Annotated in this window: 10 protein-coding genes; 4 read left to right on the top strand and 6 right to left on the bottom strand. The window is 75.0% G+C overall.

Features of this window, described 5'->3' with window-relative positions:
• The 3 genes from AB0F71_RS32260 to AB0F71_RS32250 all read left to right on the top strand — a co-directional run bounded on the left by AB0F71_RS32260 (position 1) and on the right by AB0F71_RS32250 (position 8,685).
• A complete protein-coding gene (locus AB0F71_RS32260) occupies positions 1-1,530 on the top strand; it encodes a hypothetical protein (RefSeq protein ID WP_360241998.1) in 1,530 nt (509 codons plus the stop codon).
• A gap of 88 nt (positions 1,531-1,618) precedes the next feature.
• Positions 1,619-2,656: a MoxR family ATPase gene (locus AB0F71_RS32255; protein WP_360241995.1), complete on the top strand. Its 1,038-nt coding sequence runs from the start codon at positions 1,619-1,621 to the stop codon at positions 2,654-2,656.
• 11 nt (positions 2,657-2,667) lie between these two features.
• Entirely contained in the window at positions 2,668-8,685 is a 6,018-nt protein-coding gene (locus tag AB0F71_RS32250; protein ID WP_360241992.1) for an SAV_2336 N-terminal domain-related protein, read from the top strand.
• A 39-nt stretch (positions 8,686-8,724) separates the two neighbouring features.
• On the opposite strand, the gene AB0F71_RS32245 is transcribed toward AB0F71_RS32250, so the two are convergent.
• From AB0F71_RS32245 to AB0F71_RS32220, 6 genes are all read right to left on the bottom strand, one after another.
• Positions 8,725-9,720: a class I SAM-dependent methyltransferase gene (locus tag AB0F71_RS32245; protein WP_360241985.1), complete on the bottom strand. Its 996-nt coding sequence runs from the start codon at positions 9,718-9,720 to the stop codon at positions 8,725-8,727.
• Positions 9,717-10,358 carry a cysteine hydrolase gene (locus tag AB0F71_RS32240; RefSeq protein ID WP_360241982.1) on the bottom strand — a complete coding sequence of 214 codons (642 nt, stop codon included), beginning with the start codon at positions 10,356-10,358 and terminating at the stop codon, positions 9,717-9,719. Before AB0F71_RS32240 ends, AB0F71_RS32245 begins: the two co-directional genes overlap by 4 nt.
• Positions 10,359-10,451: 93 nt before the next feature.
• Positions 10,452-10,697, bottom strand: a complete 246-nt coding sequence (locus AB0F71_RS32235) for a hypothetical protein (RefSeq protein WP_360241979.1) — start codon at positions 10,695-10,697, stop codon at positions 10,452-10,454.
• A 244-nt stretch (positions 10,698-10,941) separates the two neighbouring features.
• The gene (locus AB0F71_RS32230) at positions 10,942-11,721 is read right to left on the bottom strand and encodes an FAD:protein FMN transferase (RefSeq protein ID WP_360241976.1); all 780 of its coding nucleotides are present in this window, start codon (positions 11,719-11,721) and stop codon (positions 10,942-10,944) included.
• 6 nt (positions 11,722-11,727) lie between these two features.
• Positions 11,728-12,237 (bottom strand): FMN-binding protein, encoded by a 510-nt coding sequence (locus AB0F71_RS32225; RefSeq protein ID WP_360241973.1) that lies wholly within the window; start codon positions 12,235-12,237, stop codon positions 11,728-11,730.
• A 90-nt stretch (positions 12,238-12,327) separates the two neighbouring features.
• On the bottom strand, positions 12,328-13,695 hold the full coding sequence (locus AB0F71_RS32220) for a ferredoxin reductase family protein (protein WP_360241970.1): 1,368 nt from the start codon (positions 13,693-13,695) through the stop codon (positions 12,328-12,330).
• 383 nt (positions 13,696-14,078) lie between these two features.
• On the opposite strand from AB0F71_RS32220, the gene AB0F71_RS32215 reads away from it, so the two are divergent.
• On the top strand, positions 14,079-15,251 hold the full coding sequence (locus AB0F71_RS32215) for a macrolide family glycosyltransferase (RefSeq protein ID WP_360241967.1): 1,173 nt from the start codon (positions 14,079-14,081) through the stop codon (positions 15,249-15,251).
• The last annotated feature ends 90 nt before the right edge of the window (positions 15,252-15,341 follow it).

Below are 15,341 nucleotides of genomic sequence, written 5' to 3'. Positions count from 1 at the left end.
ATGCACCCAGGCGCGTACGGCGACCGGCCGCCGTGGGCCGGCGGCGAACCGGGCACGCACCTCGCCGCCCCGTTCGAGGAGGCCGAGGGCCTGCTGGCCGACATCCTGTTCGGCTTCCGGGGGATGCAGCGGCGGGAGTTCCGGCAGGGAGTGCTGGAGACGATGGGTCGCTCCCCGTCGTCCAAGCACTTCCACCTGGACGTCAAGGAGGCCGACACCGCGCGCGAACACGTCCTGGAGATCCTGCGGAGCATCCGCTGCGCCCGCGACCCCCGGGCCGTACTCGGCTCGCTCCGCGAGGCGCTCAGGGACCACGACCCGTACGGCGGCGCCCTGCCCTGGCTGGAGGTGACCGTGCTCGCACTGACCGCCGAGACCGGACTGCCGGCCGGCGTCCTGCTGCGCGCCATCACCCTGCTGCGCACCCTGGACCCGGCCCCCGGCCCGCACCGCCTGCTCCTCCACGTGCCCCCGAACGCGCCCGGCCGCCACCGCATCGACGAGCGGACCACCCTGCCCGAGGTCCTCACCCGGCTGCTGGACCACTTCGGCGGCCCCGACGCCGGCCACGCCCTGGCCTTCCTGGACAGCCTGGCCCGGGACCAGGACCTGCTGCTCCGGCACCCCCGGCTCGCCGACCTGGGCGCCCTGCTGAGCAGCCTCCCGGTCGCCCGCCCCGCGCCCCCGGAGAAGGCCGCCGCCCGCCTGATCGTGCAGATCCGGCTGGAACCCGAGACCCCGGAGCACATCGAGGCCGGCCGCTACCACCTCCGGGCGTCCTGCTACCGGCAGCCGCTGGCCGGCGGCCCGATCGAACGCCTCCACGACCTGGTCGCCACCGACTCCCTCGCCCTGGAGGACCTGGTCGCCGAGGGCAGCGCCCGGCTGGCCGGCTGGCAGACCCTGGTCTCCGAGCTCGGCCGGCACAAGCGCAGCCCGGTCCGGATCGAGTTCCTGCTGCCCAGGGAACTGCTCGGCCACAGCGCCGAGCTGTGGTCCCCGACCCTGGACGGACGACGGATCGGACTGCTGCACCCGGTGGTGGTCCGCTACCTGGACCGCTACATCAACCCGTGGCTGCAGACCGAGGCCTGGTACGACCGGTGGGAGCACCTGTTCGCCGACACCCTCGACTGCGAGGCCGTCGACCGCATCGGCTGGCCGCCCCTGCACCCCGAACGGGTCGCCGACCTGCCCGGCTGGCTCGACGGCCGCCCCACCGTCGCCTGCCTCGGCCTCGACACCCCGTACGACGAACTCGACCCCCGGGTGCGGGCGGCCGTGCTCGACGCCGTGGAGATCGACGGCGTCCCGGCCATGCTGTGGCGCCGCTCCCCGGGCGCCCCGACCGACGTGGTCGACGCCCTGCGCCGCGACCGCCCGCGCTCACTCGCCCACCTGCCGGAAGCCGTCCACCGGCACCGCAAGGTGACCCGGCAGGCGCCCGCCCAGGACGGCGTCACCCTCTTCTGGGACGACCCGAACTGCCTGGACCCGGATCAGGACGCCGGGTTCCCGGGGATGGTGTGAGACGGATGGCGTGAGGCGGACGGTGTGAGACGGATGGTCGGCACTGGAGCGGGAACCAACGGCAGACGATGAGGACGAGGCGGTAACCATGCCCGAGAACTGGTGGATCTACCGGGGCACCGGCGTGCCCCACGGCGGCATCGCCGCGCTCCCGCCCGCCCCGGCCTGGCGCTCCTTCGGCGACTGGGTCGACGACGACGAGGAACTCCCGCCACCCCCGGCCGAGGAAGCCGCCGGGCTGACGGCCCGCCGACTCGGCCGCGTCCAGCAGGCCACCGCCTACCAGGCCGACGAGCGCGAGATCCACCTCGTCAACCTGGCCCTCCACCTGCGCCGCCCGCTGCTGATCACCGGCAAGCCCGGCGTCGGAAAGTCCACCCTCGCCTACGCCGTCGCCCACGAGCTGGGCCTCGGCCCGGTGCTGCGCTGGCCGATCAGCAGCCGCTCCACACTGCGCGACGGCCTCTACAGCTACGACGCCATCGGCCGCCTCCACGAGGCCGGCCTGCACGCGCCGCAGGACGGCACCCACCGCAGGCCGCCCGCCATCGGCCGGTTCCTGCGCCTCGGCCCGCTCGGCACCGCCCTGCTGCCCTGGCGCACCCCCCGCGTCGTCCTCATCGACGAGATCGACAAGAGCGACATCGACCTGCCCAACGACCTCCTCAACGTCTTCGAGGAGGGCGAGTTCGAGATCCCCGAACTCCAGCGCCTCGGCCCGGGCCCGCAGGAGGTCGCCGTCGCCGACCCCGGCCGGCATGCCGTCGTCCGCGGCGGCCACGTGCGCTGCGCCCACTTCCCGTTGGTCGTCCTCACCAGCAACGGCGAGCGGGAGTTCCCCTCCGCCCTGCTGCGCCGCTGCGTCCGGCTGGAGATCCAACCGCCCACCGAGGAACGGCTGGCCGCCATGGTCGCCGCCCACCTCGGCCCGGACGGCAGCCCGGACGGCGCCCAACGCGCCGAGCTGATCACCGAGTTCCTGCGCCGCCAGCGCGAGGACGGCGCCGACCTGGCCAACGACCAGCTGCTCAACGCCCTGCTGATGGCCGAGCGCGGCCTGTGGGGCAGCGGGCCGGGGCGCGACGTCATCCAGGACGTCCTGCTGCGCCCGCTCAACGAGGGCTGAGGCGGCGGCGGGTGGACGGGTTCGGTACGGGCGGGCGCGGCGCGGGCGGGTCCGGCGCGGGCGGGTCCGGCGCGGGCGGGAACGGGACGAGCGGGAGTGGTACGGGCGGGCCCGGCACGGACGGAGCGTCGGCGGCGCGCGCCGCGCTGCGGCAGGCGCTGGCCGCCCTCGTCGCACCCGAGGACGGCGCGTCACGGCCCCAGGACCTCGCCGACGCGGTGTGGATCTCCCGGCTGGCCGGCCTCGGCCCGCTCCCCGACGCCGACGACGGTGTCGATGCCGAGGTCGACGCCGACGCCGACCCGGAGCCGCCGGGCGGCCACCCCGCGCCCCCGACCACCCCGCACCCGCACCCGCACCAGCCGTCCGCCGACCCCGACCGTCCCCGACCGTCCGCCCCCACCACCCCGCGGCCCGGCCCCAAGGTCGAACTCCACCCCCGCCACGCCCCCACCGACCCCCACCACCCGGGCAGCCCCGCCCGCGGCGCCGAAGTCGTCCAGGTCACCCGGCCCCCCGCCCTGCCCGGCGCCCTCGCCATCGCCCGCGCCCTGCGGCCGCTGCGCCGACCGCTCACCCAACGCCCCGGCGGCCGCAGGCCGTCGCACCTCGACGAGGAGGCGACGGCGGAGGCCACCGCCGAGGCCGGGGTGCTGCTGCCGGTCTGGCAGCGGACCCGGCCCCGCTACTCCGTCGACCTGCTGGTCGACACCGGCGCCACCATGGCCGTCTGGCACGACCTCGCCGGTGAACTCGCCACCCTGCTGGAACGCCACGGCGCCTTCGAGGAGGTGCGCACCTGGTCCCTCGACACCGACCGGCAGACCCCGCACCTCACCCCCTTCCGCCGCCGTCGCACCGCCGCCCCGCCGCCCGCCACCCCCGACCGGAACTGGTCCCGGCCGCTGGCCGACCCGCACGCCCGCCGGATCCTGTTCGTCCTCACCGACGGCGTCGGACCGGCCTGGTACGGCAGCGAGTTGGTGCCCTTCCTGGCCCGCACCGCCGCCACCGGGCCGGCCGCCGCCCTCCAGGTGCTGCCCCGCCGGCTCTGGCACCGGACGGCCCTGCGCCCCGCCCCGGTCGAGGCCCGGGCCGCCACCCACGGACGGCCCGTCCCCGTACTGCGCACCGAGAGCACCCTGCCCGGCATCCCGCGCGGCCGGGCCGGCGAATCGGCCCGGGCCTCGGTCGGCTGGCTGCCCGTGCTGGAGATCGACGCCGACTGGCTCGCCCCCTGGGCCGACCTCACCGCCGGCCGCACCACCGGGTGGACCCCCATGCTCGCCGCGCCGCTCAGCGGGGTCCCGCGCCCGCCGCGCCCGCGCACCAGGGAGACGGCCGCGCGCCCGCCCGCCGACCGGGTCGCCGCCTTCCGGGCCGGCAGCTCCCCGAACGCCTATCGGCTCGCCTGCCACCTGGCGGCGGCGCCGCTCAGCCTGCCGGTGATGCGGCTGGTCCAGCGGTCGACCGTGCCGGAGTCGGGCCAGCGGGAACTGGCCGAGCTGTTCCTGTCCGGGCTGATCGAGGTGCGGGAGAAGGCCGCGGACCCGGACGAGGTGGTGTACGACTTCGTCGACGGCGTCCGGGAGGAACTGCTGGGGGAGTTGACCCGCACCGAGTCGGTCCGGGTGCTGGAGCACGTCCTCGCCAAGGTCTCCGGCCGGGTCGCCGCGACCTTCGGCGGCACCCTCGACTTCCGCGCCCTCGCCGCCGCGACGGAGGACTCACGGCACCGGATCCCGGAGCGCAGCCGCCCGTTCGCCGAGGTCGCGGCGCGGGTGCTGGCCGGGGCGGGCGGCCAACACGTCACGATCGCCCGGCACTTGAGCAGCGCCGTCGGCGGCCGGACCCTCCGGCGCGACCTGCTGACCCCACCCCCGCCGATCACCAGCCCACCCGACCCGCCCCGGATGATCGGACGGCAGGAGGAACTCGACCGGCTCGTACAGGTCTGTGAACCGGGTGGCGTACACACCCGGCCGGTGGTGATCGAGGCAGCACCGGGCATGGGCAGGCGACGACTCGTCCAGGAGTACGTCCAGCGCCACGGCGACCGGCACTCCTTCGTTCACTGGATCAACGGGCGGACGGCGGACGGGCTGGCGACCGGGTTCGTCCAGCTGAGGTCCGCCCTCGGGGCGTGGCCTCGTGTCCCCCTGGGCGAGGCGGTCGCCGGCCACCCCGACTGGCTGATCGTCGTGGACGCCCTGCGCCCGGGATCCGGGCTCCCCCGAGAACTCGCGGCACTGCTCGCGGACACCTCGGGCAGCCTGATCGTCACCACCAACTCGCGCGAGGGGATGCGCTACCTCGACTCCGCGACCACCGTCACCCTCGCCTTCCTCACCGAGGAGGAACTGCGCGAGGAGATCCGCGGCCGCCTCGGCGACGCCTACCGACGGATCGAGTACGCCCAGGAGTTCCAGTACCTGCTCGACCGGATGCCCCGCCGCCCGGACGAACTAGTGACCTGGCCCCTCGACGCCCAACTGGCCGCACTGGTCGGGCCGGAGGGGGCGGGGGACTCCTACTCCAACGTCCGCAGCTTCCGTCTGCCCAGCCCGGCCGTGGCGATTGCGACGGTGCGAAATCCAGATGGTGCTGGCCCCAACTGTGTTGCTGTCTACGGTGTAGACGGCCTACTGCGCTACATCGACCCCACGACCGGTCTTGAGGCGAGGCCTCCTCATTCCCTTCCGGTTTCGGCTGTAGAGATTGTCGCCATAGCTGAGCTGGGAGGCTACCCCTCGATTCTCTGCACTGTGGATTCTTCTGGTGCATTGCGCTATTGGGAAGGCCGTGACGGCTCCTTCGTGGCGGGTCAAGTAAGCGCCGGAGTCTCACCGACGGCTATGGCGTCCTTCATTCACGCAGATAGGACCAAGTACCTCTGGACATCCGACCTCCAAGGTCGGATGACCTTGTGGGATCCAGGTGACGGCTCTGTAGCTTCGGACCTGCCCGGGCTTCCCGGCGGACACCGATCCTGGGCGATGACCACCCTGCCGCGGCCGGACGGGCCCTCGTACCTGGTCGGCGTCGACCCCACCGGGCGCCTCCACCGCTGGCAGCCCGATGACCCCACGACCGCAGAGTTCTTCGCCGCCGCGGTGGTCGACCCAGGCCGCGCGCGGACGATCGTCGGGATCTCCGGTGACGAGACCCGCTGCGTGATCGCCTCGATCGGCGACCGGGACACCCACGTCCACATCTGGGAGTTCGACGGCCGTTGGCGCCAGGACCGTCGGCGCGAGGCCGAACAGCCCCTGCTCGCCCGTCGCTTCCGCCTCATCGAGCGGATCGCCCAGGGGCGGCGCAGTGAGGTCTGGCGCGCCCGGGACGACCTGCTCGGCTCGAGCGTCGCGGTCAAGACCTTCGACCGGGAGAGCCTGCCCGCCGTCCTGGAGGCGGAACCGTTCCTGGAGCAGGCGGGGAGGCTCGCACTGCTCGACCACCCCGGCGTCGTCGCCTGCCGCAGCTCCGGCATCGACGCCGAACGCGCCTATCTGGTAATGGAGTTCATTGACAACAACGATCTGCGGACCGCGTTGGAAGGGGGGCCGTTGCCCCCGTACGAGGCCGCCGCGATCGTGTACGGCGTCGCCAGGGCACTGACCTACCTGCACGGCAACGGGATCGCGCACGGCAGGATCGAGCCCGCCAACATCCTCGTCCGCCCGGACGGCACCCCGGCGCTCTGCGACTTCGGGATCGAGTTCACCGGCGACGCCCCGGCGAACCCCTCCGACGACCTTCACGCCCTCGGCAAACTCCTCCAGGAGACCGGAGCCCCCGAGACCCTGCACGGTCTCGCTTCCGAGCTGCTGCACTCCGACCCGAGCCGACGCCCGTCCGCTGCCGAGGTCGCCCTGCGGATCGAGTCCTCGGGCGCCCTGCGGCAGCCCGACCGGACGGCGGCGCCACCACTGAGGTTCACGCTGCTCGGCGAGGTGCGCGCCTGGCGCGGGGACGAGCACGTGGACCTCGGCCCGGCGGAGCGCAGGGCGGTGCTCGCAGCCCTGCTCAAGTACCGGGGCCGCCCCGTCCGGGCCGAGGTGCTGATGCAGGCGGTACGGCCGCAGCACACCTCCTCTACCCAGGAGGTCGACGAAGTCTGGCTCCACGTACAGGAGTTGGAGCGCGTACTCAACTCGTACCCGGCTCCCCGCGAGGTCCTCGAGGAACTGGCGGACGGATACACCTGGGTCCTGAACGTCGTCTCTGAGCAGATCGACGCCGTGCTCTTCGAACGGGCCGTGGAGCATGCCGAGTCGGTCCTGCTGGCCACCGACCCGGTGGCGGCCCGACGACACGTCGAGGAGGCCCTCGCCCTCTGGCAGGGGCCGCCACTGACCGGCCTGCCGGGGCCGTTGGCAGAGCGGGAGCGGACCAGGCTGGAGCAGTTGCACGAACGCGCCCAGGAGTTGCTGCGCGAAACGGCGCCGCCGCCCGGCCCGGGCGACACCCGCCTCAGCTACCGGCTGCTCGGCCGGCTGCGCGTCCTGCGGGGCGGGGAGCCGCGGCCCGCAGGCTCACCGCAGCAGCAGGCCGTCCTGGCCGCCCTGCTGCTGCACGCCCCGGCACCGGTGCCGATGGCGAGCCTGGTCAACGCCGTCTTCGGCGACGCCCCACCGGCCCAGGCCCTGGCTGCCGTGCGCACCTACGTCGTTCGGCTGCGCAACGTCCTGGCGGACCGCACCGGGCCGCGCGGCGCCGCCGAGATCCTCCAGTCGGTCAGCGGCGGCTACCGGCTGACCGTCGATCCGGGGTCGCTCGACGTGGCCGTCTTCGAGCAGCGTCTGGTCGAGGCCCGGCAGGCCCAGGAGGCCGGGAGCCTGTCCGAGGCGCACGCCCTGCTGCGGTCCGCACTCGACCTCTGGGAGGGGCCCGCGCTGGACGGGGTACCGGGGCCGTACGCCTCCTGGGAGCGCACCCGGCTGACCGAGCGGATGAGGGCGGCCGGCGAGGAGCTGTACGTCACGGGGCTGGCGCTCGGACGGCACCTGGAGTTCCTCGCGGAGCTCGAACAGCTGGTCTCCGAGGACCCGTTGCGCGAGCGGCTGTGCGCCCTGCTGATGCTCGCCCAGTACCGCTGCGGGCTGCGGGACGACGCGATCGAGGCCTACCGTCGGCTCCAGGACCGGCTGAGCACGGAGCTCGGCATCGAGCCGGGTCCGGCCGTGCAGCGGCTGTACCGGATGATCCAGGCGGCCGACCCCGAACTCCACCGCCCCGGTCTCGCCGAGGCGCTGGTCGTGCCGCAGGGCGGAACGGCCGCCCCCGCCGGGGTGGACGTCGACCGCCTCCCGCGCGGCGACGACCCGCGGGGCGTGGCCATCGGGACGGACCCGGCCGAACAGGCCCCCGTCTTCGTCGACTTCGAGCGGGATCCGCTGTTCGCCGTGTTCGGCGACCCCGGATCGGGGAAGACCGCGCTGCTCCGGCTGCTGGTCAGGCGGCTCACCGAGCGCTACAGCGCGGAGGAGATCGGCTTCCTGGTCTTCGACTTCCGCCGCACGCTGCTGGACCGGCTGCCGCCCGAGTACCTCGTCCACCACGCTTCCAGCGTGTCGGGTCTTGCCACCCTGGCCCGGATCGTGCGCGTCGCCGCCGCCAGCCGTGCGTCGGGCGCCGACCGACGGCGGCAGGGCCGGCGGGGGCACAAGGACATCTTCCTCGTCGTGGACGACTACGAGCTGATCGCCGAGGCCCTCGCCGAGGGCGAGCCGCACCCGCTGGCCTCCCTGGCCGAACTCCTCGATCAGGCGGGGAGCGTGGGCCTGCGGGTGATCGTCGCCCGCCGCGCGGAGGGCGCCGGCCGTGCCCGGGCCACCGACCCCTTCCTCCGCGCGGTCTGCGACCTCGGCCGGCACGGGGTGGTCCTCCCCGGCGGCGCGGAGGAAGGCCCGCTGCTGGGGTCCGTCGCCCCCCGGGTCCTCCCCCCGGGCCGGGGGGTCCATGTGACGCCGGGCCGCCCGTCCGGAACGCTGATCCGAACCGGCTGGATGCCCGACGGAAGCGGCTGATGACGACTGACGACGCGTCAGAATCTGGTCGGCGGCGGCTCAGGGCCGGACGGCGAAGACCCAGCGGTTGGCCGCGAGGGTGTCGTCCGGTTCGGGGAGCGGGCCGCGGCCGTAGTGGCGGGTGAACTCGAAGGGGGTGTGGTCGGTGGTGGACCAGCCGTGTGCGCGGAGGTCGGCGGAGGTGTCGGGGCGGGGTTCGGCGTCGAAGAGGGCCGGCAGGTCGATGCCGGTCCGGTCCCGGGTGGCGGTGTAGACGGGGTTGCCGCGGACGGCCGCGGACTCGAAGCCGAACTTGGCCTCGTAGGCGAGGGTGGAGCCGGGCGCGCTGAGCCGGTCGACGCTGGCGAAGAGTTCGCGTTCGGCGGTGCCGGGCAGGAAGAGCAGCAGACCTTCGGCCAGCCAGGCAGTGGGCCGGTCGGGGCGGAAGCCGGCGGCGGTGAGCGCGTGGGCCCAGTCGGTGCGCAGGTCGGCGCCGACGGCGACGCGGTGCGGGGTCGTCGGACGGGCTTCGATGCCGTCCAGGACGCCCTGTTTGAAGGCCAGCACCTCGGGCCGGTCGATCTCGTAGAGGGCGCAGTCGGACGGCCAGTCGAGCCGGTACGCCCGGGCGTCCAGCCCGGCGCCGAGCAGGACGACCTGCCGGGCGCCCAGTTGCACGGCGCGCAGCAGCTGGTCGTCCAACGCCCGGGTGCGCAGGGCGAAGTAGCGGCCGAGCCGGCCCCACAGCGGGTCGGCCTCCCCGGCCGGGACGTCCCGGGGGTGGAGCGGCCAGTCGGCGGCGGCGGGGACGGCGCGGACGAAGTGCTCCGCGTACGGGTCGCGGGCGAGGGCGTCGGGGCGGTGGGTCTCGATCGCCCGGGCGGCGGCGACCAGCACGGCGGTGAGGCCCACGCCTTCGGTGACGGCGTGCTCTCCGGCCACGGCGTGGTCATCGACGGCGGCATGGTCTTCGACGGCATGGTCGTCGACGGCGGCGTGGTCGTCGGTGGCGGGGGTTCCGGTCGGGTCGAGGGTCTCGGTCGCGCCGACGCTCATGTGCGCTCCTGCGGTCGGGGGTCGGGGGTCTCGGGAGGGTTGGTCCAGACGTCGAGCCGGTCGCGGGTGGTGACCCGGGCGCCGTACACCCGGCGCATGAAGCCGAGGACCGCCTCGTCGGGCAGGTGCAGCGCCGCGGTGCAGTCGGCGAGGACGGTGACGTGGAAGCCCTTCTGGAAGGCGGTGCGCGCGGTGCTGTCGACGCACACGTCGGCGAACACGCCGGCCATGGCGAGGTGGTGGACGCCGCCGTCGGCGAGGTGCCGCTCGAAGCCCGCGCTGAGGAAGGCGTCGAAGCAGGCGTGCTTGGTGAACACGGCCTCGTCCGCCCTCGGCGTCACGGCGTGGAACTCGGCGCCCCAGCTGCCGTCGAGGCACTTGGGGCGCTTGCCGAGCACGGCGTCCCGGTGGCGCCAGCTCGCGCCCTGGTGGGCGGGGTCGCCGAGGAAGCGGACGAAGACCACCTCGGTGCCGTGGGCCCGGGCCGCCTCGACGGCGCGGGCGGTGTTGGCGGCGACGGTGGTGAGCCGGGTCGGGTCGCCGGGGTAGCGCACGGCGGCGACCGGCCCGGCGCAGAAGTCGTTCTGCAGGTCGACGACGACCAGGGCGGTCCGGCCGGCCAGCGGCGCGGCGTTCACGCGGCCGACCCGGGCCGGGCGCCGGCGGCGGCGTCGACGGCGGCGTGGCCGACGGCGAGTGCGACGACGGGTGTCACGGTGCCTCCGTAGGGGTCAGGCGGCCGGGGTGCCGACCAGGCGGTCGCCCGGGATGCCGGCCTGGTCCGGGGCGTGGAAGTCGCGGATCCCGTCGGCCCAGGCGGCGTCGGCGTCCAACTCGCCCTCCAGGGTGGCCCGGTAGCGTCGGAAGGCGGCGCGGACGGCCTGCTTCGCCGGTCCGTCGGAGTCCGCGGCTCCGTTGCGGCTGGCCTCGAAGAGGGTGAAGACCAGTTCGACCCGCTGGGCGGCCTCGCTCGGCATGAACGGCTCCTGGGGGTGGTCCGTCGGGGAACGGGACGCCTCGGCGCCCGGTGGTTCCCCCACTATCGATGACCGGGCCGGTGTGGGCGGGGGCATGATCGTCGGGTTCACCTGATGGGATGAAATCGTCCGAATGGCCCGGAGGTTGCCGGTGCCGCGCGCACCTGGGCGTGCGCGCTCCTGGGCGCGCGCTGGTTGGGCCCGCGCGCGTGGGCCGTACGCGCGTGGGCCGTACGCGCGGGCGTCAGCGCGCCGTGGCGAGCTGCCAGTCGGCGGGCCCGGCCGGCGGCAGGTGGCCGGGCAGGCCGGGGGTCCAGCGCTTGGTGCCGTCCGGCAGGACGGCGAGCGCCTCCACCCCGGGTCGGCGGGCCGCCCAGGCGAGGGCCCGGTCCGGGCCCATCGCGAAGGCGGCGGTGGCCCAGGCGTCGGTGCGGGCGATGCCGGTGCCGGGGGCGCCCACCAGGGTGAGCGAGGCGAGGCCCTCCGCCGGTCGGCCGGTGTGCGGGTCCAGGACGTGTGCGCCGCGTTCGGCGGTGCCGGAGGTGGCGATCGCGAGGTCGCTGCCGCCCAGGACGGCGGCGAGCGCGCCCGGCCGCCCGGGGTGGGCGACGCCGATCCGCCAGGGCCCGCCGCAGGTCTGCACGTCGCCGCCGCCGTTGACGCAGAACTGCCGGGCCCCGGCGGCGCGCAGCAGCCGGGCCGCCTCCTCGACGGCCCAGCCCTTGACCCAGCCGCTGGGGTCGAGCCGCCCGCCGGGGCGCTCGGTGAAGTAGCCGTCGGTCTCGGCCGCGACCTCGCGGCAGGCGTCCAGCACCGTGCCGACCTCGGGATCGCAGCCCGCGAGGGCCAGTTCGCCCCGGTCGAGCCGGCTGATGTCGCTCTCCGGCCGGTACGGGGAGAACACCGCGTCGATCCGGTGCAGCCGGTCGGCGATCCGCCGCAGCGCCTCGCGGGTCCCGGGGCCGGGGTCGCGGACGGCGATCGAGAACACGGTGCCCATCACGGGCTCGGCGTGCCGCAGCACCGGGCGTCAGCCCTTCGCCCGGTCGAGGGCGCTCTGCAGCGAGCGGGTGTAGCCGTCGCTGGTGTAGGTCGCGCCGCTGACTGCGTCGATCTGGGCGCTCTGCGCGGCGATCGCCTCCTGGTTGAGAGTGGGGAGGGCGTCGGCGTTGATCTCGCGGTCCCGGCGGTCCTCGGTGGGGTACTTGACCACGTCGATGCCGGTGATCCGGCTCCCGGCGAGGGTGACCTGCACCTGGACCGGGCCGTACCGGGTGTTGACGGTGTCACCGCTGACCTTCCGGGTGGCGCCGCCCGCCGCCGGTGCGGGCGCGGGGGAGGCGGAGCCGGAGGTGTCGGCGGCGCCGGTGGTCCCGCTGCCCGAGGACGAGCCGGACCCGGACCCGGATCCGGAGCCGGACGGGGTGCCCGCCCCCGAGCTGATCACGGGCGCGCTCCCGGTCGCCTGGTGTGGTTTGAGGGAGAGCAGCAGCACCACCCCGGCGGCGGTGGCGGCACTGGTGACGACGGCTCGGCGCATGACCGGACGACTCCTCCGATGAGTGGACGATTCCGATGACTGGACGATGACTGCACGATGACTGGACGAGTGAGTGGCAGCGGGGCGGGCTCAGAAGGCGAAGGACTCGTGGTGGATCCGCCCCGGCCGCACCCCGGCCGCCCGCAGCGCCCGTACGGCCTCCGCGGTGACGGCCTCGGGCCCGCACAGGTACACCTCGTGTTCCGCGAGCCCCGGCACCAGCCGGGCCAGCGCGGCCCCGAGGTCCCCGATGTGTTCGCGCGGGCCGAGCAGCTCGTGCACCACCGCGCCGCGCCGCCGGGCGACCTCCGCCAGCTCCGCCCGGAACAGCACGTCCTCGGCGCGCCGGGCCCGCTGCACCAGGGTCACCTCGCCCGGCAGGGTCTCGAACAGGGCCCGCAGCGGGGTGATCCCCACGCCCACCCCGAGCAGCAGCACCCGGCGCCGGCGCTGCCGCCGTCCGGTGAACGCCCCGTACGGCCCCTCGGCCCGGACCAGGGTGCCCGGGCGCAGCCGGGCGACGGCGGCGCTGTGGCCGCCGAGGTCCTTGACGGTGAACCGGAGGAAGTCCGGGTGGGCCGGCGCGGACAGCGAGTACGGGTTGGCGGCCCAGCGCAGTCCGGGGGCCTGGAACTGGAGGCGGAAGAACTGGCCGGGCTCGGCGCGGAGTTCGTCCAGCCGCCGACCGGCCAGGAACAGCGACACCACGCCCGGCCCCTCCGGCCGGACCTCGGCGACCCGCAGTCCGTGCCGCCGGTCGAGCAGCCAGGGCCGCAGCAGCCGGAACCAGCCGAGCAGCGCCGCCGTCCCGAAGTAGAGCGCGTACCAGGCGGCCCGGCCGGGCCCGCCGCCGAGGTCGGCGCCGGTGGTCAGCTGGTGGGCGAAGGCCAGTGCCACCGCGAGGTAGGTGGCCAGGTGCAGGTAGTACCAGGTCTCGTAGGAGAGCCGGCGGCGGGCCGCCCGGGCGGAGACCGCTCCGGTGCCGAGCATCAGCAGGGTGCCGAAGGCGGCCTTGAGCATGTCGGGGTAGTGGAACACGATCTCCACGCCCTCGGCGAGCGGCCCGCGCCCGTCGGTGAGCGCATAGCCCCAGACCACGGTCAGCAGGTGCACGGTGACCAGGCCGACCAGCCAGCGGCCGCCGTACGCGTGCCAGCGGGCCAGCCGGTCGGCGCCGACCCCGCGCTCCACCGCCGGCAGCCGGGCCATCAGCAGGAGCAGCACCGGCGCGGCGTACCCGGCGAGCAGCCCGGTGATCCGCCCGGCGCCGGTCAGCCAGCCGGCCGCCCCGGCCACCGAGGCGGTGTCCGCCCACCACAGCCCGAGCACGCCGAGCACGCCGGCGGCGACCAGGCCGAGCGCGGCGCCCGGCGGCAGCGCGAGCGGCGGGCGCTCGGCCGCCCGGTGACGCGGTCCGGCCGGCGCCCGCCGGGACTTGGGTGCGGTGGCAGTGACCATCGGGGGACCTCCTTGACTCCCGGCGGCGGCACGGCCCGCCGGGGCGGTCCACGATGGCACCGCAAGCTCTGAGTCACCTCTGAACGGGCCCGGCCCCGACGCCCGCCATGAGGGCCGTTTGCCCTGGTCAGAGGCCATGCGAGGGCTACGAACGACCCTCGCTGATCTCACGGCTTTCTCATCGCGGCACCCCGGAACGAACACCACCCGCCCCCGACCCGAGGGACCACCCCGGTGCGGGGCGCGTTCGCGCGGCAGCTGGAGACCTGCGCGCGGGCGCCGACCGAGGCCCGGGCCACCCTGCCCGCCTGCCCACCCGGAACATGACGTAACGTCAGAAGCTCACGCACAGGATTCTGCTGACCATGCGGAGAGGTACCGACATGCCCCGTCCAGCACACATCGCGATGGTGAACATCCCGGCGCACGGCCACGTCAACCCCAGCCTGGACGTGATCCGGGAGCTGGTCTCCCGTGGCCACCGCGTCAGTTACGTCAACGACCCGGCGTTCGCCGAGCAGATCGGGACCACCGGCGCCCGGCTCGTGCCGTACCAGACCGGCCTGGAGGTCCTCAAGGGCCGTGCGGTCGCGCCCGGGACCAACATCCACGGCATGGTCTTCGGTGAGGCACAGGCGATGCTGCCCCGGATGCGGGAGGCGTTCCACGACGACCGGCCCGACCTGGTGCTGTACGACTTCATGGCGTACGCGGGACGGGTCCTGGCCGACGGCTGGGGCGTGCCGTCGGTGCTGGTCCTGCCGTCCCGGGTCGCCCAGGCCGACCCCCGGGTGGAGCCGTTCCGGACGGTCATGGCGGCCCTGGAGGCGGAGGGCGTTCCGGAGCGCTTCGCCAAGTGGCTGGCCGAGAACGGGGTGGCGCCCCAGGACATGTTCTCGTACATGCTGCGGCCCGACCGCGGGGTCGCGCTGATCCCCCGGGCGCTGCAGAGCGCGCTCGAGGAGATCGACCCCGAGGTCTTCTCCTTCGCCGGCCCCTGCCTGGACAACCGTGAGCACCAGGGAAGTTGGACCCGGCCGCAGGGCGCGCAGAAGGTCCTGCTGGTCTCGCTCGGCTCCGCCTTCACCCACCAGCCGGCCTTCTACCGGGCGTGCCTGGAGGCCTTCGGGGACCTGCCCGGCTGGCACGTCGTGCTCCAGGTCGGCAAGGCGACCGACCCGGCGGAGCTGGGGCCGATCCCGGCCAACGTCGAAGTGCACCCCTGGGTACCGCAGTTCGCGGTGCTGCGGCAGGCCGACGCCTTCATCACCCACGCCGGGATGGGCGGGTGCAGCGAAGGCCTGTACTGCGGGCTGCCCATGGTGGCGGTGCCCCAGGCCGCCGACCAGTTCGACAACGCGGACCGGCTGGTCGAACTCGGCGTCGCCCGGCGCCTGGACACCGAGCAGGCCACCGCCGAGGCGTTGCGCTCCGCCGTCCTGGAGCTGACCACCGACCCGGCGGTGGCGGCCCGGCTGGCCGAACTCAGTGCGGAGGTCCGCGCGGGCGGCGGCGCGTCGAGGGCCGCCGACCTGATCGAGGCCGCACTGGTCTGACGCCGCGCCGGGCTCCGGCCGGGCGTCCACTGCCGCCCCCCGGGGGGCGGCAGTGGACGCCCTACGCCGGGTCGGGGGAGGGAGGTGGCC

It is taken from the genome of Kitasatospora sp. NPDC028055, from assembly GCF_040637885.1.
Taxonomy (GTDB): domain Bacteria; phylum Actinomycetota; class Actinomycetes; order Streptomycetales; family Streptomycetaceae; genus Kitasatospora.
The sequence above is the reverse complement of the archived record's forward strand: the minus strand, read 5'-3'. Positions and strand labels throughout refer to the sequence as shown.

Excerpts from the sequence above, each read along its gene's own strand:
- AB0F71_RS32245 (WP_360241985.1), bottom strand. The coding sequence starts at position 9,720 with ATGAGCGTCGGCGCGACCGAGACCCTCGACCCGACCGGAACCCCCGCC.
- AB0F71_RS32235 (WP_360241979.1), bottom strand. The coding sequence starts at position 10,697 with ATGCCGAGCGAGGCCGCCCAGCGGGTCGAACTGGTCTTCACCCTCTTC.
- AB0F71_RS32220 (WP_360241970.1), bottom strand. The coding sequence starts at position 13,695 with ATGGTCACTGCCACCGCACCCAAGTCCCGGCGGGCGCCGGCCGGACCG.
- AB0F71_RS32255 (WP_360241995.1), top strand. The coding sequence starts at position 1,619 with ATGCCCGAGAACTGGTGGATCTACCGGGGCACCGGCGTGCCCCACGGC.
- AB0F71_RS32260 (WP_360241998.1), top strand. The coding sequence starts at position 1 with ATGCACCCAGGCGCGTACGGCGACCGGCCGCCGTGGGCCGGCGGCGAA.
- AB0F71_RS32215 (WP_360241967.1), top strand. The coding sequence starts at position 14,079 with ATGCCCCGTCCAGCACACATCGCGATGGTGAACATCCCGGCGCACGGC.
- AB0F71_RS32225 (WP_360241973.1), bottom strand. The coding sequence starts at position 12,237 with ATGCGCCGAGCCGTCGTCACCAGTGCCGCCACCGCCGCCGGGGTGGTG.